Source organism: Salinisphaera sp. S4-8, assembly GCF_040361235.1.
GTDB lineage: Bacteria > Pseudomonadota > Gammaproteobacteria > Nevskiales > Salinisphaeraceae > Salinisphaera.
Genome location: NZ_APNF01000005.1, coordinates 137,366 through 160,411, shown reverse-complemented (window position 1 = coordinate 160,411; position 23,046 = coordinate 137,366). Strand labels below are relative to the sequence as shown.

At 62.9% G+C, this 23,046-nt stretch carries 21 protein-coding genes and 1 riboswitch; of the genes, 14 read left to right on the top strand and 7 right to left on the bottom strand.

What is annotated here, in order from left to right:
• The first annotated feature begins 160 nt into the window (after positions 1-160).
• On the top strand, positions 161-1,192 hold the full coding sequence (locus S4A8_RS09315) for a GGDEF domain-containing protein (RefSeq protein WP_353178433.1): 1,032 nt from the start codon (positions 161-163) through the stop codon (positions 1,190-1,192).
• A gap of 21 nt (positions 1,193-1,213) precedes the next feature.
• On the opposite strand, the gene S4A8_RS09310 is transcribed toward S4A8_RS09315, so the two are convergent.
• Positions 1,214-1,582, bottom strand: coding sequence for a cupin domain-containing protein (locus S4A8_RS09310; protein WP_353219922.1), 369 nt, complete (start codon positions 1,580-1,582; stop codon positions 1,214-1,216).
• Positions 1,583-1,683: 101 nt separating this feature from the next.
• A riboswitch (glycine riboswitch) is annotated at positions 1,684-1,773 on the top strand.
• 160 nt (positions 1,774-1,933) lie between these two features.
• Between S4A8_RS09310 and S4A8_RS09305 the strand changes: the two genes are divergently transcribed.
• From S4A8_RS09305 to eat, 6 genes are all read left to right on the top strand, one after another.
• Positions 1,934-3,196, top strand: a complete 1,263-nt coding sequence (locus tag S4A8_RS09305; RefSeq protein WP_353219921.1) for a D-amino acid dehydrogenase — start codon at positions 1,934-1,936, stop codon at positions 3,194-3,196.
• Between the two features lie 73 nt (positions 3,197-3,269).
• Entirely contained in the window at positions 3,270-5,081 is a 1,812-nt protein-coding gene (locus tag S4A8_RS09300; protein ID WP_353219920.1) for a DEAD/DEAH box helicase, read from the top strand.
• Positions 5,082-5,157: 76 nt separating this feature from the next.
• Entirely contained in the window at positions 5,158-5,445 is a 288-nt protein-coding gene (locus S4A8_RS09295; RefSeq protein ID WP_353178426.1) for a hypothetical protein, read from the top strand.
• Positions 5,446-5,948: 503 nt separating this feature from the next.
• Positions 5,949-7,355 (top strand): ethanolamine ammonia-lyase subunit EutB, encoded by a 1,407-nt coding sequence (locus S4A8_RS09290; RefSeq protein ID WP_353219919.1) that lies wholly within the window; start codon positions 5,949-5,951, stop codon positions 7,353-7,355.
• Positions 7,352-8,215, top strand: a complete 864-nt coding sequence (gene eutC / locus S4A8_RS09285) for an ethanolamine ammonia-lyase subunit EutC (RefSeq protein WP_353219918.1) — start codon at positions 7,352-7,354, stop codon at positions 8,213-8,215. Before S4A8_RS09290 ends, eutC begins: the two co-directional genes overlap by 4 nt.
• A 27-nt stretch (positions 8,216-8,242) precedes the next feature.
• A complete protein-coding gene (gene eat / locus S4A8_RS09280; RefSeq protein WP_353219917.1) occupies positions 8,243-9,661 on the top strand; it encodes an ethanolamine permease in 1,419 nt (472 codons plus the stop codon).
• A gap of 15 nt (positions 9,662-9,676) precedes the next feature.
• Here the strand turns inward: eat and S4A8_RS09275 are convergent, their stop codons facing one another.
• Entirely contained in the window at positions 9,677-10,132 is a 456-nt protein-coding gene (locus S4A8_RS09275) for a YaiI/YqxD family protein (protein WP_353219916.1), read from the bottom strand.
• A gap of 259 nt (positions 10,133-10,391) precedes the next feature.
• Positions 10,392-10,598: a cold-shock protein gene (locus tag S4A8_RS09270; RefSeq protein ID WP_006912776.1), complete on the bottom strand. Its 207-nt coding sequence runs from the start codon at positions 10,596-10,598 to the stop codon at positions 10,392-10,394.
• Between the two features lie 407 nt (positions 10,599-11,005).
• Between S4A8_RS09270 and S4A8_RS09265 the strand changes: the two genes are divergently transcribed.
• Complete coding sequence (locus S4A8_RS09265; RefSeq protein ID WP_353219915.1) at positions 11,006-11,788, top strand: flagellar brake protein; 783 nt, start codon at positions 11,006-11,008, stop codon at positions 11,786-11,788.
• Positions 11,789-12,063: 275 nt separating this feature from the next.
• Here S4A8_RS09265 and acnA read toward each other — a convergent pair whose 3' ends face one another.
• The 4 genes from acnA to S4A8_RS09245 form a co-directional block, all read right to left on the bottom strand.
• Complete coding sequence (gene acnA, locus S4A8_RS09260; RefSeq protein ID WP_353219914.1) at positions 12,064-14,811, bottom strand: aconitate hydratase AcnA; 2,748 nt, start codon at positions 14,809-14,811, stop codon at positions 12,064-12,066.
• Positions 14,812-14,975: 164 nt separating this feature from the next.
• Positions 14,976-15,605: a DUF489 family protein gene (locus tag S4A8_RS09255; RefSeq protein WP_353219913.1), complete on the bottom strand. Its 630-nt coding sequence runs from the start codon at positions 15,603-15,605 to the stop codon at positions 14,976-14,978.
• On the bottom strand, positions 15,602-16,750 hold the full coding sequence (gene mnmA / locus S4A8_RS09250; protein ID WP_353219912.1) for a tRNA 2-thiouridine(34) synthase MnmA: 1,149 nt from the start codon (positions 16,748-16,750) through the stop codon (positions 15,602-15,604). The genes S4A8_RS09255 and mnmA overlap by 4 nt, the downstream gene beginning before the upstream one ends.
• A gap of 1 nt (position 16,751) precedes the next feature.
• A complete protein-coding gene (locus S4A8_RS09245; RefSeq protein ID WP_353219911.1) occupies positions 16,752-17,195 on the bottom strand; it encodes an NUDIX hydrolase in 444 nt (147 codons plus the stop codon).
• Between the two features lie 120 nt (positions 17,196-17,315).
• Here S4A8_RS09245 and fabD point away from each other — a divergent pair, with 120 nt between their 5' ends.
• From fabD to pabC, 6 genes are all read left to right on the top strand, one after another.
• Positions 17,316-18,272, top strand: coding sequence for an ACP S-malonyltransferase (gene fabD, locus S4A8_RS09240; protein ID WP_353219910.1), 957 nt, complete (start codon positions 17,316-17,318; stop codon positions 18,270-18,272).
• A 28-nt stretch (positions 18,273-18,300) separates the two neighbouring features.
• Positions 18,301-19,056 carry a 3-oxoacyl-ACP reductase FabG gene (gene fabG, locus S4A8_RS09235; protein ID WP_353178406.1) on the top strand — a complete coding sequence of 252 codons (756 nt, stop codon included), beginning with the start codon at positions 18,301-18,303 and terminating at the stop codon, positions 19,054-19,056.
• A 126-nt stretch (positions 19,057-19,182) separates the two neighbouring features.
• Entirely contained in the window at positions 19,183-19,422 is a 240-nt protein-coding gene (acpP, locus tag S4A8_RS09230; RefSeq protein ID WP_006912784.1) for an acyl carrier protein, read from the top strand.
• A 98-nt stretch (positions 19,423-19,520) separates the two neighbouring features.
• A complete protein-coding gene (gene fabF / locus S4A8_RS09225; RefSeq protein ID WP_353219909.1) occupies positions 19,521-20,762 on the top strand; it encodes a beta-ketoacyl-ACP synthase II in 1,242 nt (413 codons plus the stop codon).
• Positions 20,763-20,826: 64 nt separating this feature from the next.
• Entirely contained in the window at positions 20,827-22,191 is a 1,365-nt protein-coding gene (locus S4A8_RS09220; RefSeq protein ID WP_353219908.1) for an aminodeoxychorismate synthase component I, read from the top strand.
• The gene (gene pabC / locus S4A8_RS09215; protein ID WP_353219907.1) at positions 22,184-23,035 is read left to right on the top strand and encodes an aminodeoxychorismate lyase; all 852 of its coding nucleotides are present in this window, start codon (positions 22,184-22,186) and stop codon (positions 23,033-23,035) included. Before S4A8_RS09220 ends, pabC begins: the two co-directional genes overlap by 8 nt.
• Positions 23,036-23,046: the final 11 nt, after the last annotated feature.

Sequence of the window (23,046 nt, the reverse complement as noted above, 5' to 3'; positions counted from 1 at the left end):
CGGAAATTTCCAAGCGAAGGGGCGTGCGCACATGCGGTGCGCGTAATTTCGTAGCGCCGCACGGCGGCTGGGTACACGACAAGCGTATGAATAACGGGTTCTCGGGGGAAGGCGCGCTGGCGGATGTCGGGTTGGCCATAGCGGGGCCGCGGCACATTCCATGAAAAGTCTTTTTCCCAAGCGCGATCATTTTCCCGATGTTCGCCCGTATCAGCAGACGGTGTTGACGGCGCTGCTGTGGTTTACCTGCACGGCGGTATTCGGCTATGCCTTGCTGCACTTCTATCTGGATGCGCGCTGGTTGGCCGTGGCCGAACTGTGCCTGGTGGCCTATGCCGCGTTGCTGCTTTATGTGATCCACGAAACCGGCCGCGCACCGATCAACAACCTGATCTTCGTGGTGCCGTTTTTCTTTGTCATGATGCTTTCGCTGCTGGCCAAGCAGAACGGCATCGCGGTTTTCGTATGGGTTTTTCTGGTACCGCTGCTGTCGCATCTGCTGTTGGGCCGATGGCAGGGGCTCTGGGTGGCGTTGCTGTTTATCAGCTGCGCCGGGGGAATCTTTGTCTATCGTTACGGCTTGTGGGATGGCTGGCCGGGTTATCTGAGCGTCGTCAATATCGTGCTGTGTACCGCCTCCACGCTCGGGTTTTCGTATATCTACGAGGCCAGTCGCGAAAAGACGGAGTCCGAACTGCGTGCATTGGCGCTGGCCGATCCTTTGACCGGGCTGGCTAACCGCTCGCGGTTCCGGGATGTGTTCGCGCGCGAGCGCCAGCGCTATCTGCGCCAGAAAATACCGCTGGCGATGCTCGTCGTCGATCTCGACCATTTCAAGCGCGTCAACGACGACTACGGCCACGACGCGGGTGATATGGCGCTATGTTTCGTGGCCGAGCTGCTTGCCAGCCGTATTCGCCAGACCGATATCGCGGGCCGTCTTGGCGGCGAGGAATTCGGCATCCTGTTATCGGGGGCGGATATCGCGCACGCCCGACAGATCGCCCAGGACCTGTGCGATCTGGTTCATGACCGGCCGTTTCGCTATCGCGGCAAGGATATTCCGTTATCAGCCAGTATCGGCATTGCCGAACTCGGGCGCGATGGCATGGACTTCAGAAGCCTGTTCGCAAAGGCCGATCGGCGCCTCTATCAAGCCAAGGCCGAAGGCCGCAATCGGGTGGTCGGCTGAATCAATACTTACGCGGCAGCGCTAGAGTGCTTCGTAGCAGTCTGGCGTAAAACGCGGCGTACAGATGGCATAGAAGATCAGATCGCAATCGCCGTTGTTGTGAATCCGCTGGGCGGTGTCCGGCGCGATAGACACCACGTCGCCGGCCGCCACGGTTTCGCGCAGGCCCTCGCCGACTTCCACCACGCCCTGGCCGGAAACGATCAGATAGCGTTCGGCGGTGTCTCGCAGGCGATGCCAGGCCGTGGTCACGCCGGGTGCCACCCGGGCCCGGGCGATGGAGACGGCCGGATCGTCCGGCGTATTGGAGATCTCGCGTATCGCGCAGCGCTCGGCGGTTTCGAATTCGACCGTATCGCGGGCGCGGCGCAGGGTCGACGGTATTGGCATGGCGATTGCTCATGGTATCTTGGACAAAACATCGGCATCGATCACGCACAGAGGCTGGGCGTTGGCGTGCCGATACCGGATTCGACACCTATTCATACATTCACGCAATAGCGGGAGAGACCGGCGTAAAGCCGGCGCCGAAGGAGCAACCGCCCCGGAAACTCTCAGGCATCAGGGACCGTTATCGCGCCCATATCCGAAGAGTCGCGCAGCCGTAACCGGCCGGCGTGCACCGAAGGAGCAAGCCCGCGGGCCATCGACGCGCGGGTGAATCTCTCAGGTTCAGTGACGGAAGGGGCGGCGCCTGCCACGCGGCAGGTTTTCACGCACGACGCTATCGGATAGACGCTCATGAATCATATTGCAATTATCGGCGGGGGCATCACCGGGGTCACCACGGCCTACGCACTCGTTCAGCGCGGTTACGAGGTCACGCTGTTCGACCGCAATCGCTATGCGGCGATGGAGACCTCCTTCGCCAATGGCGGTCAGCTTTCTGCTTCCAACGCCGAGGTCTGGAACCACTGGCCCATGGTCTTCAAGGGCATGAAGTGGATGTTTCGCAACGATGCCCCGTTGCTGGTCAACCCGAAACCGTCCTGGCACAAATTGTCGTGGTTTCTGGAGTTCATCGCCGCGATCCCGCAGTACGGTCGCAACACCACCGAAACCGCGCGCATGGCGATCGAGGCGCGTGAGTTTCTGTTTTCCTGGGCCAAGCGCGAGAACATCGATTTCGACGTCAAGCGCAAGGGCATTCTGCATATCTATCGCAATCGCGCCGGCTATCGCCATGCCGAGAAGGTGTCGCGCCTGCTCGCCGAAGGCGGCCTGGAGCGCCAGCCGGTCACCCCGGAAGAAATGCGGGCAATCGAACCCGCGCTGGCGGGCGAGTATTACGGTGGCTTCTTTACCGAAAGCGATTCCAGCGGCGATATTCACAAATTCACCCAGGGCCTGGCGCGGGCCGCACAGGCACAGGGCGTACGCTTTCACTACAACCACAGTGTCGAAAGCGTTCAATCCGATGGGCAGCAGGTCACCATCGCGGCCTGCGACAACGACACGCCCGAGGACCGGGTCGCGCTCGAGTTCGACGGCGTGGTGGTGTGTGCGGGTACCGGCAGTCGCGACATTGCTGCGCAGCTGGGCGATCGCGTGAACGTGTATCCGGTCAAGGGCTATTCGATTACCGTCGATCTGGAAGACGAGGCCTCGCAACAGGCCGCGCCCGAAGTCAGTCTGCTCGACGATGAAACCAAGCTCGTGTGTGCGCGCCTGGGCGCAGATCGTCTGCGCGTGGCCGGCACCGCCGAGTTCAACGGGTTCAATCGCGATATCCGGGCGGACCGGATCGAGCCGCTGGTGGATTGGGTCAAGCAGTGCTTTCCCGACGTGAAAACGCGCCAGGTCATCCCCTGGGCCGGTCTGCGCCCGATGATGCCGAACATGATGCCGCGCGTTGGCGGCGGAAAGGCGCCGAACGTGTTCTACAACACCGGGCACGGCCATTTGGGGTGGACGCTGTCGGCGCTGACCGCGGACTCCGTTGCCGCCATCATCGACGATACCGCGTCGGAAAAACGGGGACCGACAACTGTGAATAACGGGTAGAATGAGCGTCCGCGCCATTCCGGCGCAGTGTTTTTTCGGGCGCAGCTGAGCGCCCGTGCCTGCCAGGCTGTGCATGTCCACCCCTAATGAAAACGAATCCGCCCAGGTCGCCTTCAGCGATCTGGCGCTCTCCGATGCCGTCATGGCGGCCCTCGCCGATGTCGGCTACGAGACGCCGTCGCCCATTCAGGCGGCGACCATTCCGCCGTTGCTGGCCGGCAAGGACGTGCTGGGCCAGGCCCAGACCGGCACCGGCAAGACGGCGGCCTTCGCGCTGCCCATTCTCTCCGGGCTGACCGGGCGGGCCGGCAAGGCACCGCAGGCGCTGGTACTCACGCCCACGCGTGAGCTCACCATCCAGGTGGCCGAGGCCTTTCAGCGCTATGCCGCGCATATCCCGGGTTTTCATGTGCTGCCGATCTATGGTGGCCAGGGCTATGGCCCACAGCTGGCTGCGCTCAAGCGCGGCGTGCATGTGGTGGTAGGCACGCCGGGTCGGGTGATGGATCATCTCAAGCGCGGTACGCTCAAGCTCGACGCGCTCGACTGGATGGTGCTCGACGAAGCCGATGAAATGCTGCGCATGGGCTTTATCGAAGACGTGGAATGGATCTTCGAACAGACCCCGGCCGAGCGCCAGGTCGCACTATTTTCGGCCACCATGCCGAGTGCGATCCGGCGTATCGCCAAGACGCACCTGCGCGAGCCGCAGGAAATCACCATCCAGGCCAAGACCACGACGGCGGTCAACATCCGCCAGCGTTACTGGATCGTGGGTGGCGGCACCAGCAAACTCGACGCACTCACGCGTCTGCTCGAAGCCGAGCCCTTCGACGCGATGATCGTATTCGCGCGTACCAAGAAATCCACCGATGAGCTCGCCGAGCGGCTGTCGGCCCGCGGTTATGCCTGCGCGGCGCTCAACGGCGATATCGCCCAGAACCAGCGCGAGCGCACGGTCGCCAAGCTCAAGAACGGCCAGCTGGATATCATCGTAGCCACGGACGTGGCCGCGCGCGGTCTGGATGTGGAACGCATCAGCCATGTGATCAATTTCGATATTCCGCACGATACCGAGGCCTATGTGCATCGTATCGGGCGCACGGGCCGGGCCGGGCGCGAAGGTGATGCCATCCTGTTCGTGACCATGCGCGAAAAACGCCTGTTCAAGGCGATTGAGCGAGCCACGCGTCAGGCCATCGAGCCGATGGACCTGCCCAGCATCGCCGAGGTCAACGAACAACGCATCGCCCGTTTCAAGCAACGTATTTCGGTCACGCTGGCCGAAGGCAACCTGGCGCCGTTTCGCGAACTGCTCGACGAATACCGCGCCGAGCACAATGTCGACCCCGAAGAACTGGCCGCCGCGCTGGCGTATCTCGCCCAGGGCGACGAGCCGCTCATGCTCAAGCCCGGTAAGCCCGATCGTGGTGCAGGCCCGCGCGATATGGGAGCGCAGACCCCCAAGAGTGCGAACAAGGGTGCGTCGCGCCAGCAATCCTTCGGCGATGGCGATCTGGAAACCTTTCGTATCGAGGTCGGCCGCAGCCACGGCGTGGAGCCGCGCAATATCGTCGGCGCGATCGCCAACGAGGCCGGTGTGGATAGCGCCCATATCGGGCGTATCGATATCCGCGACGACTTCAGCCTGGTCGATCTGCCCAAGGGCATGCCCGAGGATATCTTCGCCCATCTCAAGACGGTGTGGGTCGCCGGGCGCCAGCTGGCGATCACGCGTGCGCACGACGCGCCGCCGGCCCCGCCCGCCGGGCGGCGCAAACCCAAACCCAAATCCAAACCCAGGGCGAAGAAAGCGGGCAAGACCAAAGCCAAGGCGGCCAAGGCAAAACCGGGCAAGCGTCGCGCCAAGCCGACAGGCGACTGACATAGCGGCGCGCTTGAAAGATTCGACATAGCCCGCAGGGTGATTCGCAGTTGCGGCGACCCGAGGGCACAGACTCATGAGTTCGAATACCCCCACGCATATCGATATCGGCGGTATCGCACTGCCGCGCGAGGAACTCGTGCAGGTGTTGCCCGATATCGAGCGCTTTGAACGACACCTGCCGGATGCACTGGCCGTCGACCGCGATATGAAAGCCAGTGGCGGCGCCGTGCCGGACTACGTGCGGCAATGGCCGCAGGCGCGCATCGACGCCGTTGTGCGCACCCTCAAGGAAGTGGGCAGCCTGCGCGAGCAGGCCAGCGAACAGATGCAAAGCGCCGGCGCCGGTCGTAGCCGCCACTGACGACAGACGCGCGCTGTGCCGCGGTCACCGCACGATTACAGTGCGTTGATTGAAGGCGATGTTCGCTTAAGCAAGCGCTGAATAACCGCTCGCGGATCGCGTTCGCGGCCTTACATGCGTGTGCGCCAAAGCAGCCAAGTGCGGCGCCTGCCTTGCTGGCAGGTCAGGCTAGGCAGCGCGGTCGCGGCGTCTGTGAGGCCGAACCGCTGAACGGCCGGGCTTCGCGCGCGCTTGATCAGCGTCGGTGTTCGCGACCGTGCGGCCTGTTATCGGCCTGGGCACGCGACGCGCTCACTTGCCTGTCAATCGGGCGCAAAGCACTCGGCGCGGCCGCGAGAGGTTGTGCAGAGCTTGCCTCAAAGCTGGAATGCATCTTGCTGTGCACGGGCCATGGCCTGTGTCATATTCAAATCGCGAGCCCGAGCCCGGTACGGGCTGATACATGCTGAGCGCCGTCGGCAACCGCATGGCGTCGCTTACGCGACGACGGAGGTGCGAGCGAGATGAGTGGCAACTATCGCTATACCCTGGGCGAGCGAACCTATCGCTTCGACAGTCTGGCCGAGCTCATGGCCAAGGCAACACCGGCGCGATCGGGCGATCGGCTGGCGGGTGTTATCGCGGAATCGGCCGAACAGCGGGTCGTCGCCCAGATGGCGCTGGCCGAACTGCCGTTGGCGACGTTTCTCGAAGACCTGCTGGTGCCCTACGAGGAGGACGAAATCACGCGGTTGATCGTTGATCGCCACGATCGTCAGGCGTTCGAAACGATTTCGAGCTTTACGGTAGGCGATTTTCGCAACTGGCTGCTCAGCGACGAGGCCACGCCCGAGGTGCTCGACGCCCTACGACCGGGGATTACGCCGGAAATGGCGGCGGCCGTGAGCAAGATCATGCGCAACCAGGACTTGATTCTGGTCGCACGCAAGTGCCGGGTGCGCAGTGCGTTTCGCAACACCATCGGCCTGGCGGGGCATTTGTCGACTCGCCTGCAGCCGAATCATCCCACCGATGATCTGACCGGGATCGCGGCCAGTATTTTCGATGGGCTGCTCTATGGCAACGGCGATGCCGTGATTGGTATCAACCCGGCCACGGATAACGTCGCCCAGTCGGTCAAGCTGTTGCACATGCTCGATGCGGTGATCCGCAAATACGAAATTCCCACCCAGTCGTGCGTGCTCACCCATGTCACGAACACGCTGGAAGCGATCGAGCAGGGCGCGCCGGTGGATCTGGTATTTCAGTCGATCGGTGGCACCGAAGCCACCAATCGCGGCTTTGGTTTCGGCTTGGCCGAACTGGCCGAGGCGCGCGACGCGGCGCTGTCGCTCAAGCGCGGCACCGTGGGCGATAACGTCATGTATTTCGAAACCGGGCAGGGCAGTTCGCTGTCGGCGGATGCCCACCACGGCCTCGACCAGCAGACCTGCGAGGCCCGTGCCTATGCAGTGGCGCGCGAGTTCAAGCCGTTACTGGTCAATACCGTGGTCGGTTTCATCGGTCCGGAATACTTGTTCGACGGCAAGGAAATCATCCGCGCGGGCCTGGAAGATCATTTCTGTGGCAAGTTGCTGGGCGTGCCGATGGGCTGCGACGTGTGCTACACCAACCATGCCGAAGCCGACCAGAACGATATGGACAACCTGCTCACGCTGCTGGGCGTGGCCGGCTGCAATTTCGTGATGGGTATTCCCGGCTCCGACGACATCATGCTCAATTATCAGACCACCTCGTTTCACGATGCGCTCTATGTACGCCGCGCGCTCGGCCTCAAACCCGCGCCCGAGTTCGAGGCCTGGCTCAAACACATGGAAATCGTGCGCGACGACGATTCGCATCGCCTGTCCGAGCGCTTGCCGCAGTCGTTCGCGCGTTCGCTGGAGCGGCTGCCGGAGACCGGCTCATGAGCGATCGCAAGCCGTCGACACCGGCCGACAGGTCAGCCGCGGCAGGCGACGACATCGGCGTGGTCGACAACCCCTGGCAGGGGCTACGTGCATTCACCGATGCCCGTATCGGTCTCGGGCGCGCCGGCATCAGCCTGCCCACTCAGCGCATGCTCGAATTCCAGCTCGCCCATGCGCAGGCCAAGGACGCCGTCCATTGGCCGCTGGATGTGGCCGCGCTTAGCGAGCAGCTTACCGACACGCTCGAAATCGACGCGCCGCTTCGGCTACACAGCCAGGCCAGCGATCGCACCGAGTATCTGCAACGCCCGGATCTGGGCCGGCGGCTGGATGAGGACTCGCGCAAGCGGCTCGACGACACGGCCGACGCCGAAGATTCCCCCTTCGACCTCGCGCTGGTGATCGTCGATGGCCTGTCGGCGCGTGCGATCGAGGCCCATGCCGTGAATTTCCTCGCGGCACTCACCCGCGAGCTGGATGCCGACGATAACGATTGGCGGCAGGCGCCGCTGACCGTAGTCGAGCAGGGCCGGGTCGCCATCGGCGATGAAGTAGGCGAAGCACTCAACGCCAATGCGGTGCTGGTGTTGATTGGCGAGCGTCCGGGCCTGAGTTCGCCCGACAGTCTGGGCTTGTATCTGACCTGGGCGCCCAAGCGGGGTGTCTCCGACGCCCAGCGCAACTGTATTTCCAACGTGCGTCCCGAAGGGCTGAAAATCGATGCCGCTGCGGCGCGTGCGCGTTATTTGCTGAATGAGGCCCGGCGGCTCGAGCTCTCCGGGGTGAAGCTCAAGGACCGTAGCGAAGACGACGTCATCGATCACGACAAGAACGAGACGGGCAATTTCCTGACTTCCTGATTTTTTTCTCACCTTGGGGGTGACGTCATGGCAGGCTCGACGGTAAACGAGGACTATCTGGCCAAGCGCCAGCTCAAACGTGGTACGGCCGGCTGGTTGTTGTTGGCTGGTCTGGGTGTTTCCTACGTCATCTCCGGCGATTTTGCCGGCTGGAACTTCGGGATTGCCGAGGCCGGCTGGGGCGGATTCGCAATCGCTGCGATATTGATGGCGATCATGTATTTCACGCTGGTGCTCGCCCTCGCCGAGATGTCGGCAGCGATCCCGGCCGCCGGTGGCGGCTATAGCTTCGCGCGCCAGGCCATGGGGCCTGCCGGCGGTTATCTCACCGGTCTGGCGGTACTCATCGAATACGCGCTGGCGCCGGCGGCGATCGTGATATTCATCGGCGCGGCGGTCGAAGAACTGCTCGGCTTCAACGGCCCGATCGTCTATGCCGTGTTTTATGCGCTGTTCATCGGCATTCATCTCGCCGGGGTGGGCGAAGCGCTGAAGGTGATGATGGTAATCAGCGGCTTGGCGGTGTTTGCGATCCTGGCGACCGCGGTGGCGTTGATTGGTGATTTCGACGCCGCCAACCTGTTCGATATCGAGCCCACGGACGCGCTGGGCGCATCCACGTTCCTGCCGTTGGGGTTCTACGGTATCTGGGCCGCGTTGCCGTTCGGGATGTGGCTGTTTCTAGCCGTCGAAGGCGTGCCCCTGGCGGCCGAGGAAGCCAAAAACCCGGCCCGCGACGTGCCCAAGGGCATTATCGGGGCGATGATCTTTCTGCTGGGTACGGCGGTGCTGGTGGTGGTTCTGCTCGCGGGTGCGGCCGGCGCGAAGGCGATTGGCGATAGCGGTGTGCCACTGGTGACCGCGCTCAAGGATACCGACAGCCAGACGCTGGCCACCGTGGTGAACGTGCTTGGTCTGGCCGGGCTCATCGCCTCGTTCTTTTCGATTATCTACGGCTATAGCCGACTCGTCTTTGCGCTCTCGCGCGCTGGCTATCTGCCCAAGTTCATGTCGCTGACCAGCCGTCGCAAGGCGCCAACCTGGGCGCTCGTGGTGCCGGGCGTGCTCGGCTTCATCGTTTCCTTGAGTGGCGCGGGTGATCTGATCCTCGGCATGGCGGTGGTGGGCGCGACACTGTCGTACGCCCTCATGGCGCTGAGCCACATCCTATTGCGGGTCAAGCAGCCGGATCTGGAGCGTCCTTACCGTACCCCGGGTGGCATGGTGACCTCGGGCATTGCGTTGGTCCTGTCGCTGATTGCGCTCACCGGTGTCTATGCCTTCGATCCGCGGGCCTTCGGTTACACGATCGTGCTGTTCGTGCTCGGCGCGGCGTACTTCTTCGTATTCAGCCGGCATCATCTGGTCGCACGCACGGCTGAAGAGGAGTTCGCATTACTGGCCCAGGCCGAGTCCGATCTGGACGAACACGAGTCGGGCGGCTGAGTAATACGCCTCGTTTTAATAGCGTTTGCGCTCGCGCGCGAGCAGGCGATCGAGCTGCTTGGCGAACGCGTGGCGGTCGTTCTGGCTAAAGGGCGGCGGGCCGCCGGTATCGACACCGGCGCCGCGTAGACCGTCCATGAAGTCACGTACGGTCAAGCGCGCACGAATATTGTCACGCGTATACAGTTCGCCACGCGGATCGAGTGAGATCGCCTGTTTTTCGATGACCTCGGCGGCCAGGGGTATGTCCGCGGTGATCACCAGATCGCGCGGCGCGACCCGTTTGACGATTTCGTTATCGGCAACGTCGAAGCCGGCGCCCACTTGCAAGGTCGCAATGGTCGGAGATCGCGGCACGCGGATGGGCTGGTTGGCCACCAGCGTCACCATGACACCTGTACGCCGGCTGGCGCGAAACAGCATGTCCTTGATCACGACCGGACAGGCATCTGCATCGACCCATATATTCATTGACATAGGCGACGGGCTGTTGGCAGGGCAGTGCACACGGGCAGAGGAATATCGCTGTAAGTGCCAAGCCCTAAACGACAAATCGGACAGCCTCCACGCAAAAACCGATGATTCGGTATCGACGTAGTGGCTATCCGATATGACGGTTTCGGTCCAAAAGGACCGATCCGGCGCTGTATCGGTTCAGTTCGCCTTTGACCTCGTCCGCCGCTAAGCAGCTTGGGTCGAGGCTAGCTGATCCGTACAGGATGCCGTATTTTTAGACCGCGACCACCTTGTTGGCGCACGGTCCTTTCTTGCCTTCACCCACTTCGAATTCGACGGCCTGGCCGTCTTCGAGGGTGGCAAAGCCGCCGCCGTTCTTGATCTCGGAGTGGTGCACGAAAAGGTCCTTGCTGCCATCTTCAGGGGCGATGAAGCCGTAACCCTTTTCGGAACTGAACCACTTAACGGTGCCTTTGGCCATAATTTTCTCTTACTTGATCTAAACTAATTTAATGCAGCCACGCTGCAGCGCCAGTGTAACCCTTCAGCAGCGAAATGATATGGGTTGGCAAAAATATTCTTGGCAAATGGTGGGTCTATCGTTTTGAAAAACGGAAAAATCCTTTAAGTCGGGTTGACTTTGAAATAGGATAAGTGCGTCTTTTTGAAAAGATAGTCGCTTATACCGAAACTCCGTTACAGGGTCGTGGTTCGGTTGCGTATTTTATTTCGTCGGCACGCGCCCGCGGGCAGCGAACGACGCGCTACCATGCCAATATGCGCCAACGACGCGCCCATTGGACGGGCCGGGCGCCATTTCAAGCGTGCTCGGCTTCAGCCGATAGATAGGCCACGGCGTGGCCAGCCATTTTCAGGACAATCGAATCCATGACCGAAAGCCCCCGTTATGCCGAAATCGATACCCCCGAGGGGGTCGCGGATACGTTCGTGGAGCTGACCTGGGATACCCACGATGTCACGGTTCGATTCGACGGGGCGATGATTCAGTATCCAGTGAGTGTTGTCTCGGTGGACCGTACACTCGGGCGTTGTGTGCTGGATATGACGGGCACGGCGGACCTGGAACAGCTGGTCAGGACGAAACAGCGTTTCACCGTGCATGCACGCCGTCATTCGGCGGCGCTACAAAGCGAAACCTTGCAGTGCATTGGCGTATCGCAAAGTGGTGCGCGCTTGAGTGTCTGTGCGTCGTTGCCGGATAGCGTCGCCCTGCTCAAGCGGCGGGGTCAGTTCCGGGCCGCGTTGAGCGATAGCATGGCGGTGATGGTGCTGCTGTCCTCGCCCAAGGGCCGCGAATGGCATGCCACGCTGCGTGACCTGTCGGCCGGTGGCTGTCTGCTGAGTCTGCCCGAAGACGAGGCCGAGGGGATCGAAGTCGGCATCGACGACTATCGCATCGAGGCATTTTTTCCCAACGGCGAAACCTTCGCAGTGAATGGCCAGGTCAGCCACCGCTATCGCAACGCCGAAACCGACCTGTGCTACCTGGGCATGGCCTTCGATATTCGTGCAGAAAAAGCCGCCCGTGAAGTCTGGCGCTATGTGCGCGAGGTCGAGCGCGAAGTCGCGCGGCAAACATCGCCGCGTTCGGAAATGCGCCCATTGGCACCGTCGCCGCTTTTCAGCGCCCCCGGCAAGACGGCGAAATAGCCCCGGCGCGCAACTCGCGCATGCGCCGCAATACGGATTAAAAGGCTGCGACGATCAGCCCACGCAGGTGCGCGTGCGGCAGGGCCCCACAGGCCTGGCCGGTTCCACTATTACTCCGGCCCCGAAGGCAGCTGGCCCGGTCACCTGTGTTCTACGCGGCTGCGCGCGCGCATACCGCGCAGCCGCGCGGCTGGCCATCGAATGGCCATAAAAAAGCCCCGCCGAAGCGGGGCTTTTTTTGCATGACCTATGGCGGGCCGCTGGCCCGCACAGGTTTATGCGGCCTGGGCGAGCTGACGCAGCACGTAATGCAGGATGCCGCCGTTCTGGTAGTAGTCCCATTCCTTGGGCGTATCGATCCGCACCTTGGCGGTGAACTCGCTGGTTTCGCCGTTTTCCTTGGTCGCCTTGACGGTGACTTCGGAGGCGCCGGACTCAAGGCCTTCGATATCGAAGGTCTCGGTGCCGTCCAGGCCCAGCGAATCGGCGTTCTCGCCTTCCTTGAACTGCAGCGGCAGTACGCCCATGCCGACCAGATTCGAACGATGAATACGCTCGAAGGACTGGGCGATCACGGTCTTCACGCCGAGCAAAAGGGTGCCCTTGGCGGCCCAGTCACGCGAGGAGCCGGTGCCGTATTCCTTGCCGGCCAGCACCACCAGCGGCGTGTTGTCTTCGGCGTACTTCATGGCCGCGTCGTAGATGAACATCTCGTCGCCGGAGGGCTGATAACGCGTCCAGCCGCCTTCGGTGCCCGGGGCCAGCAAGTTACGCAGGCGCACATTTGCAAAGGTGCCGCGCATCATGACTTCGTGGTTGCCGCGACGCGAGCCGTAGCTGTTGAAGTCCGACGGCGAGACGCCTTTTTCCTGCAGGTACTGACCTGCGGGCGAGTCCTTGGTGATGGCACCGGCCGGCGAAATATGGTCGGTGGTGATCGAGTCGCCCAGCAGGGCCAGACAGCGCGCGCCCTGGATGGTCGGGATATCGTCGACATCGACCGACATGCCTTCGAAGTAGGGCGGGTTCTGCACGTAGGTGCTGGTTTCGTCCCAATCGAAGATCTCGCCTTCGGGCACGTCCAGGCCCTTCCAGCGGGAATCGCCGGCGAATACGTCGCCGTAGCTGTCCTTGAACATCTCGGAGTTCAACGAGCTGCCGATGGTGTCGTAGATTTCCTTCTGCGACGGCCAGATATCACGCAGGTAGACATCGTTGCCGTCGGCGTCCTGGCCGAGCGGGTCCTTGTTCATGTCCAGATCGATGGTGCCGGACAGCGCATAGGCCACGACCAGCGGCGGGCTGGCGAGAAAGTTCATGCGCACATCGCCGTGCACACGGCCTTCGAAGTTACGGTTGCCCGACAGCACGGAGGCCACGTTGAGATTGTGCTCGCGTACCGCGTTGCCGATCGGCTCGGGCAGCGGCCCGGAGTTGCCGATACAGGTGGTGCAGCCGTAGCCGACCAGCTGGAAGCCGAGCTTGTCGAGATCGTCGTCCAGACCGGCCTTTTCCAGATACTCGGTGACGACCTTGGAGCCGGGGGCCAGCGAGGTCTTGACCCAGGGCTTGACCTGCAGGCCTTTTTCGATGGCGTTACGCGCCAGCAGGCCGGCGCCGATCATCACGGCCGGGTTCGACGTGTTGGTGCAGGAGGTAATGGCGGCGATTACCACGGAGCCGTCGTGCAGATCGAAGTCCTGGTCCTTGTAGTTGACCGGGGCATGGATTGCGCCTTCGACGCTATCGGAGGCCAGACCCGCTTCGCTCTGCTGCTTGGCCTCGGCCATGCTCTTGTCTTCGGGGTCGGATTTCTCGGCGCGTGCCTTGATGAAGGGCTCGACTTCGCGGCGATAGGTCTTTTGCATGTCGGCCAGCAGCACGCGGTCCTGCGGGCGTTTCGGGCCGGCCAGCGACGGCTGCACGGTGGACATGTCCAGTTCGAGCACGTCGGTGTAGTCGGCATCGGGCTCGCCTTCCTCACGCCACAGGCCCTGGGCCTTGGCATAGGCTTCGACCAGTTCCAGCTGTTCAGTGGGACGGCCGGTGAGCTCCATGTAGCGAATGGTTTCGCCGTCGACCGGGAAGATGCCGCAGGTCGCGCCGTATTCGGGCGCCATGTTGGCGATGGTCGCGCGATCGGCCAGCGGCAGATCGGCCAGGCCGTCGCCGAAGAATTCCACGAACTTGCCGACCACGCCCTTGGCGCGCAGCATTTCCGTGACCGTGAGTACCAGATCGGTGGCGGTGCAGCCTTCGGCGAGCTTGCCGGTGAGCTTGAAGCCCACGACCTGCGGGATAAGCATGGTGATCGGCTGGCCGAGCATCGCCGCTTCGGCTTCGATACCGCCCACGCCCCAGCCGAGTACGCCCACGCCGTTGATCATGGTGGTGTGCGAGTCGGTGCCGACCAGCGTGTCCGGGTAGGCCAGGTTGGTGTCTTCATTACCGAAGACCACGCGGGCCAGATATTCCAGGTTGACCTGATGCACGATGCCGGTATCCGGCGGCACGACCTTGAAGTTGTCGAATGCGCCCTGACCCCAGCGCAGGAACGCATAACGCTCCTTGTTGCGGTTGAATTCGAGCTTGGCGTTCAGATCGAAGGCCTTGTCGGTGCCGTATTCGTCGACCATGACCGAGTGGTCGATGACCAGTTCGGCCGGCGACAGCGGGTTGATCTTGTCCGGGCTGCCGCCGAGGTTGGCCATGGCATCGCGCATGGCGGCCAGGTCGACCACCGCGGGCACGCCGGTGAAGTCCTGCAGGACCACGCGCGCCGGGGTGAAGGCAATTTCGGTATCCGGCTCGGCCTTGGCATCCCAGTTGGCCAGAGCCTTGATATCGTCGGCATCGACGTTGGAACCGTCCTCATGGCGGAGCAGGTTCTCGAGCAGGATCTTCTGCGCGTAAGGCAGCTTCGCAATACCCGGGAACTGCTCCTGGAGTTTGGGCAGACTGAAGTAGTCGAAGCTGCGATCACCGGCAGTGAACTGCGCGCGTGTATTGAAACTGTCCGTCATAGGTTTTGTTCTCCAAAGACACTCGGTGGTTCTTCGATCCGGGAATAACCCGGACACTTGAAAAGCGCCGCGTAGTATAGCTTTTTCGCGGCCAGGGCTGCAGGTTTGATCACTTGCGGCGCTAGGCCGGTCGTTCATTCAACCCGTTAACGACAGGCGTTGCGTTAGCGCACGGGCGCCCGCGGGCCGATGTTTTCCAGCGATTTCAGCAAGGCCTTGCGGCGTAGAAACAGGGATATGAAACCACCGCCACATTGCCGCCACATGATCGCGCAGCGCACCGCGGCCATCAGTTGAGTGCGCGCGCGCGCCTGAATGGCCTCGTTCTGCAGATAGCTCGGATGGCCATGCAGCATGATGCGCGGCTTGGCCGGGCTGATGCTGTCACGATAGGCATCGTCGAGAATGGTGGGTACATCGGCCGGTTCGGCCAAACGCGCGCGATCGATTGCACCGCGCAGGCGCTTGAGCGCGGCATCGTCTTTGCGCAGTGCGCCGGAAAGGCGCAGCAGCTGGCCGATATAGCGCGCGATCAGGGCGGATTTCTGGTCCGGTTTTTCGCCGGCGAGCTGGCGCTTGAGGTAGGCGATGCCGTCGCCCACGCTGGGCAGGTCGCCATAGACCTCGATCACACTGTCCGGATCGGTACAGAAGATCGCGTGCTTGGCGATTTCCAGACGCTGCGGCGTATCCCGCCCGTCCGCGGCAAGTTCATGCGCATAGAGTGCGAACTGGGCGACGCCGGCCAGGGACAGCGCCTGGTCGCGCAGGGTGTGCGTGGTTTGATCGCTCATGCGCTGGCAGAAATCTCGAGTTCGGAATGGCCGGCTGCCAGGATCTCGGCGCTGCCGAGGCACTGGTCGCCATCATAGAAGACCGCGTACTGGCCGGGCGCGATCGCCCGCGGCGGTTGGTCGAAGTGTACCGTCAAGCCGCCGTCGGTGCCGGCTTCGATACGACAATTGATCGCGCGCTGGCGATAACGTACCTGGGCGCTGCAGCGCAGCGGCAATCGCGGGGGCGCAATCAGCCAATGCGGTGCAGCGGTAGTCAACGATGTCCGGGCAAGCTCGGGATGATCGTGATCCTGGGTGACCCAGAGGGTATCGGTATCCAGATCCTTGGCGGCGACATACCAGGGCGCCTGCGAGGCGCCGGCCACGCCGCCAAGCCCGAGCCCGCGGCGCTGGCCGATGGTGTAGTAGATCAGCCCGGCATGTTCGCCGATCGTGCGCCCGTCCAAGGGCCCGCCACTCACGCGCACCGGCCCGGCGCGCCCGGACAGATACTGCCGCAGAAAACCTTCGAAGTCGCGTTCGCCGATAAAGCACACGCCCGTGCTGTCGGGTTTGTCGTGAACCGGCAGTCCGGCCTTGCGCGCGATCGCGCGTACATCGGTCTTGTAGGTCTCGCCGAGCGGAAACAGGGTACGCTCGAGTGCGGCCATGGGTACGGCGGCCAGAAAATACGACTGATCCTTGCCCGGGTCGCGCCCGCGTAACAGGCGCGTGCCGTGCGCATCGTGGGCCAGGCGCGCGTAATGCCCGGTCGCGATCGCATCCGCGCCGAGGCGTTCGGCGTGATGCAAAAAGGTGTCGAACTTGATCTCGCGATTGCACAGCACATCCGGATTGGGTGTACGCCCGGCGGCATAGCTGTCGAGAACATAGCGAAACACCCGCGCCTTGTATTCGCGCGAGAAATCGGCCCGGTGCAGCGGAATATCGAGGGCTTCGCAGACCGCCGCGGCGTCGTCGAAATCGTCGGCGGCCTGGCAGCGCCCGGCCTCGTCCTCACTCCAGTTGAACATGAACAGGCCTTCGACCTGATAGCCGGCCTCGACCAGCTGGAGCGCGGTCACCGATGAATCCACGCCGCCGGACAGGCCGACGATCACGCGGGTGTCGCCAGGAGCACGTTGCCAGAAGAGCACAGACATATCAGCGGGCCCGGATATGGCGTACGCGTTCGAGCGCCAAGGCGTCGAAGTCGTTGAAGTCGGCGATCGACTGCAATACCAGTGGGCTGCGCAGATCGTCGCGCGCGCGCAGCTGCTCGGCGCTGAGCCAGTGGGCGGCGATGATGCCGTCGTCGAGCGGCTGTTCGGGCGCATGCGCATCAACGGTGCCGCAGAACGCGAAGCGCAGGGTGGTGCGCCCGTCCTCGTGCGGCCAGTGATACATGCCGACCAGGCCGGTGGGCGTGAAACGCCAGGCGGTTTCCTCGAAGGTTTCGCGAACGACCGCGTCGAGCAGCGTTTCGCCGGACTCTACATGGCCGGCCGGCTGGTTGATCACGCGTTTGCCGTGGGCGAATTCCTCGACGACCAGGTAGCAGTCGTCGACACATACAACCGCGGCCACGGTGAGTTCTGCGTGGACCAAGACAGCCTCCGCGTGATGATCTGGATCCAAACAATGGATTCTAGCAAACGGGCTTTTCACGTGGCCAAGCAGAATTCGGGTGGGTATGATGCCGGTCATCGTTTGATCACGACCGTTTCTATGTCGCGTTTGGGGATGATTTTTCCCGGCCAGGGTGCGCAGTCCGTGGGAATGCTCGCCGCGCTGGCCGAACGCTATCCGGTAGTCGCCGACACGTATGCCGAAGCCAGCGATGCGCTTGGCTACGATATGGCCGCCCTTATCAATGAAGGCCCGGCCGACAAGCTCGACCAGACCGAATTCACGCAGCCTGCGCTGGTCACCGCCGGCATCGCGGTATGGCGTGTCTGGCAAAGCCGTAACGGCCGCATGCCGGAGTTTCTGGCCGGCCACAGCCTGGGCGAATACACCGCACTGGTCGCTGCCGAAGCACTGGATTTCGGCGACGCGCTGCGTCTGACCCAGATGCGCGGCAAGGCCATGCAGAATGCGGTCGCCCCCGGTGAAGGCGCGATGGCAGCCGTGATCGGCCTCGAGGACGACGCGGTGCGCGAAGTCTGTGCCGCGGCCGAGCAAAGCCATGCCGAGCAGGGGCTGGTGGTATCGGCGGCAAACTTCAATGCACCCTTGCAGGTCGTCATCGCCGGTCATGCCGAGGCGGTGGCCACCGCCAGCCGGCTGGCCAAGGAAAAAGGCGCGAAGTTGGTCAAGCCATTGGCCGTGAGTGTTCCGTCGCATTGCGCGCTGATGCAGCCGGCCGCCGAACGCCTGCAATCGCATCTGCTGGAAATCCCTCTGCGCCAGCCCCGGCTGACCGTGCTGCATAATGTCGATGCCCAGCCGCGCGAAGATATCGACGGCATTCGCAAGGCGCTGGTACGCCAGCTCGCGCAATCGGTGCTCTGGGCGGATACGATTCGTGCCATGCGCGCTGCGAACTGCGGCACGCTGCTGGAGTGCGGTCCGGGCAAGGTGCTCACCGGGCTCAATAAGCGTATCGACAAGAGCGCGACAGCGCTGGCGTTGTCGGATGTCGACAACCTGCGCCAGGCGCTGGATGCGACTGAACAAGAATAGCGCGCCTCGCGCGTAACAGGGGAGAGTCATGAGCAATGCCAATCTTGACGGCCGCATCGCGCTGGTCACGGGGGCTTCGCGTGGTATCGGTGCGGCGATTGCCGATCGACTGGCTGCCGACGGCGCGATCGTCATCGGCACCGCGACCACCGACGAGGGCGCGCAGCGTATCGACGCCCGCCTTGCTGACGCAGCTACCGCCGGTGCCGGGCGGCGCCTGGACGTGACCGACGAAGACGACGTGGCGGCCGTACTCAAGGAGGTCACCCAGACCTTTGGTGCGCCGACGATCGTGGTCAACAACGCCGCGATCACGCGCGATACGTTACTGATGCGCATGAAGGAATCGGATTGGCAAGGTGTGATCGATGCCGATCTGACCGGTGTTTTCCGGGTCACCAAGGCCGCGCTGCGCGGCATGATGAAGGCGCGCGGCGGGCGTATCGTCAACGTGGCGTCCGTGGTCGGGCTGATGGGCAATGCCGGTCAGACGAACTACAGCGCCGCCAAGGCAGGACTGCTCGGTTTCACCCGCTCGCTTGCACGCGAGGTCGGTTCGCGTCAGATTACGGTCAATGCCATCGCACCTGGCTTCATCGAAACTGACATGACCCGCGACCTGGACGACAAAACACGTGAAACGATGCTCGCGCAGATTCCGCTGCAGCGGCTGGGTAATGTCGACGACATCGCAGCGAGTGTCGCGTTCCTCGTGTCAGATGCTGCGGCGTACATCACCGGCGAGACGCTCAGCGTCAACGGCGGTTTATACATGGGAGCGTGAGCAACCTCCGATGGGTCTTGCGAAAATCTGGCGAGGCCCACCCTTTTTCCATAGAATGGCGCGCGGTTCGCGAAGGCGAATGCGTGCGCTAGACGCGTAAACCATAGTCAATCAGGAGAGAGTCCGATGAGTAGCGTTGAAGAACGAGTACAGAAGATCATTGCCGAACAGCTTTCGGTCAGCGAAGACCAGGTGACCTCGGAAGCGTCGTTTGTCGACGATCTGGGTGCGGACTCGCTGGATACGGTCGAGCTGGTCATGGCGCTCGAAGAGGAATTCGAGATCGATATCCCCGACGAGGAAGCCGAGAAGATCGTGAACGTCAAGGATGCCGTGGACTACATCAAGTCCCACGCCGAGGGCTGATCGCATTCCACGTGATCGACGGTGCGCGCGCCATAACGCCCGTCGAAACGACTGAATCCGCCGCCTTGAGCGGCGTCATGAGCAACTAGGGGGCTGTGTTGAGACAGCGTCGCGTAGTAGTCACTGGCCTGGGATTGATTTCCCCGGTCGGTCTGGATGTCGCATCGAGTTGGGCCGCGATCGTTGCCGGTCGCAGCGGTATCTCGACCATCGACAGTTTCGATGTGTCGGACTACCCGACGCGTTTCGGCGGCCCCATCCGCGACTTCGACGTGAGCGAGTACATGTCGAAGAAAGAAGCCAAGCGCTACGATCCGTTCGTGCACTATGGCGTCGCGGCTTCGGTGCAGGCCTTCAACGACAGTGGTCTCGAACTCGACGACGAGTACAACGACCGTGTCGGCGTGGCCGTGGGTTCGGGTATCGGCGGTATCGGCACGATTCTCAAGACCTGTGTCGGGTTCCATGAATCCGGCTACAGCGCGAAGAAGGTGTCGCCGTTCTTCATCCCCAGCAGTATTGCCAATATGGCGGCCGGCCAGGTCTCCATTCAGCTGAATCTGCATGGACCCAATATCGCTGCCGTGTCGGCCTGTACGACCGGGGTGCATAACATCGGCCTGGCGGCCCGCCTGATCGCGGCGGGCGATGCCGATGCCATGCTGGCCGGCGGTTGCGAAATGGCGGTCAATCCGATCGGACTGGCGGGGTTCTGTGCGGCACGGGCATTGTCCAGCCGCAACGATGACCCGCAGGCGGCAAGCCGCCCGTGGGATGCCGATCGTGATGGCTTCGTGCTGTCTGATGGCGCGGGTGTCGTCATGCTCGAAGAGTACGAGCAGGCGAAAAAGCGCGGCGCCACGATTTATGGGGAGGTTGCCGGTTTCGGCATGAGTGGCGATGCCTATCACATCACCCAGCCCAGCGGCCGCGGGGCACGCCAGTGCATGGCCAATGCGTTGCACGATGCCGAGATGAATCCGGACGAACTGCAATACATCAACGCCCACGGCACCTCCACCAGTGTGGGCGACGTGGCAGAAAGCCAGTCGATCGAAGCCGTGCTGGGCGATGCCGCGAAGCGGGTCGCCGTGAGTTCGACCAAGTCGATGACCGGGCATATGCTCGGCGCGGCCGGCTCCGCGGAGGCGATTTTCACGTTGCTGGCCATACGCGACCAGGTCGCGCCGCCGACCATCAATCTGGATAACCCGGCCGAAGGCTGCGATCTCGATTATGTTCCGCACGAGGCGCGTTCGATGCGTATCGACGCGGCGCTATCGAATTCCTTCGGCTTTGGTGGCACCAACGGTTCGCTGATCTTCAAGCGCGTCGACTAGCGAAGCGCTGATTCATTCATACACGCGCGCGCTGGCATCGGCTGTGCGCGGCTGCGGTCGAGTCATGCGCGAGTACGTAGACGACGATCTGCATATCGTCGAAATTCCGGTCGAACAACCGCCGGATCTGGCCTGTCTGGCAGCACTCGAACCGGCGCGCTATCCGTTTCTGCTGGAAAGCAGTGCGGGCGCAACAGCCCAGAGCCGTTTCGATCTGTTGCTCGCTTTTCCAGGCGAGACGCGGATCGTGACTGCTTCCGATCTCACCCCCGATTTCTTTGCCGAACTCGACCGCATGGCAGCCGCCGCGCAGCGCGCCAGCGTGCCCGGGCTGCCCTTCGTGGGCGGCTGGTTCATCTATCTGGGCTACGAGATGGCGGCGCGTATCGAGCCCAGCCTGGCACTGCCGCAGATGCACGCGGGTGGTCTGCCGGATGCGATGGCCGTGCGTTGCCCGGCAGCTTTCATTCATGACAGGGCGACGCGCACGCTGTTTCTGGTTGCAGAACACCGTCACGCCGACGCGCTCGAGATCATGCGTGCCGATCTGGAACGAAGTCGCGGCGAACGGTTGGGCGGGGCAGCGCTGGTCCCCGACTGGCAGGAGCAGACGCCGCAGGCCTATCTGGATCAGGTTCGGCATGCGCGCGAGTTCATTCACGCCGGCGATGTGTTCCAGGCCAATCTGTCGCGTGCCTGGCACGGCTGCCTCGCGCAGGACACTGCGCCCGCACGCATTTATGGTGCGCTGCGCGCGGCCAATCCGGCCCCGTTTTCGGGGCTGGTGCAATACGGCGATACAGCGTTGATCTGTTCCTCGCCGGAACGCCTGGTTTCGATCGAGGCCGGGATTGCCCAGACGCGCCCGATCGCCGGTACGCGTATGCGCAGCGCGGGCACCGATGCCGGCATGACCCGCGAGCTGATCAGCCACCCCAAGGAGCGCGCGGAACACGTGATGCTCATCGACCTGGAGCGCAACGATCTCGGGCGTGTATGCCGCCGCGGTACGATCGCGGTGGACGAGCTCATGTGTATCGAATCCTATGCGCATGTGCATCACATCGTGTCCAATATTCGCGGCGAGCTGGCGCCGGGCATCGGCCCGGGCGCCACCCTGGCCGCGGTATTTCCCGGCGGCACGATCACGGGATGCCCGAAGGTGCGCTGCATGCAGATCATCGCCGAGCTGGAAAACGAAGCCCGTGGCGCCTATACCGGCAGCATCGGCTATCTCAGCCGTTGTGGCCGGCTGGACAGCAATATCGTGATTCGCTCGCTTACCCAGTCCGGGCGCGATCTGACCCTGCGTGCCGGCGCCGGTATCGTGGCCGATTCGATTGCCGACAAGGAACTCGAAGAAACACGAGTCAAGGCACGCGGCGTATTGCGCAGCTTCGTCGATTCGACCGGTCGAGCGCATGGCTGAACACATACGGATCGACGGGCGCCACGCGGCCGAGCTACCCGCAGACGATCGTGGGCTGGCCTATGGCGACGGCGTTTTCCGGACCCTGCGTATCGAATCCGGCCAACCGATCGGCTGGGACGAACATTGGCGACGTCTTCAACACGACTGCGCCGCGTTGGATATCGCCACGCCGGGCGAAGCCGAGATACGGGCCGATATCCGGGCGCTGTTCGCAACGCGTAGCGACGGCGTATGCAAGGTCATGGTCACCCGCGGTAGTGGCGGGCGCGGCTATATGCCGCCCGTGCCCGCAGCACCACGGCGTATTGTCGTCGCCCATGCGCTGCCTGCGCATGCGAATGCCGAGCCTTTGGCGCTGGCGCGCTCGTCGATCGAATTGGCGGTACAGCCACGCCTGGCCGGTATCAAGCATCTGAACCGGCTCGAACAGGTACTCGCGCGTAGCGAATGTGATGCGCGCGGCGTGGCCGATACCTGGATGGCTGACAGTCAGGGCTTCATAATCGCCACGACCATGCGCAATCTGTTCTTCGTGGATGCCAATGGGTGCTGGTTGACCCCACGGCTGACGCGGGCAGGTATCATCGGGGCCACGCGCCAGCGTTTGTGGCGCGCGCTGGCCCAGGCAGGCCGCCCGGTGCGCGAAAACGATATACGCCTGTCGGCGTTGATTGATTGTCGCGCGGCGATCGCCTGCAACAGCGTCGGCGGTGCAGTGGCCGTGTCCCATTTCGAGGGCCGGGCGTTGCCGGACAGCCATGCCCAGGCGCAATACGCACAGCAATTGTTGCGTCAGCCCTCGGCGGGCAATACGGGTAGCGACGATCGCAAGTACAGATAAAAGGCAGGTAG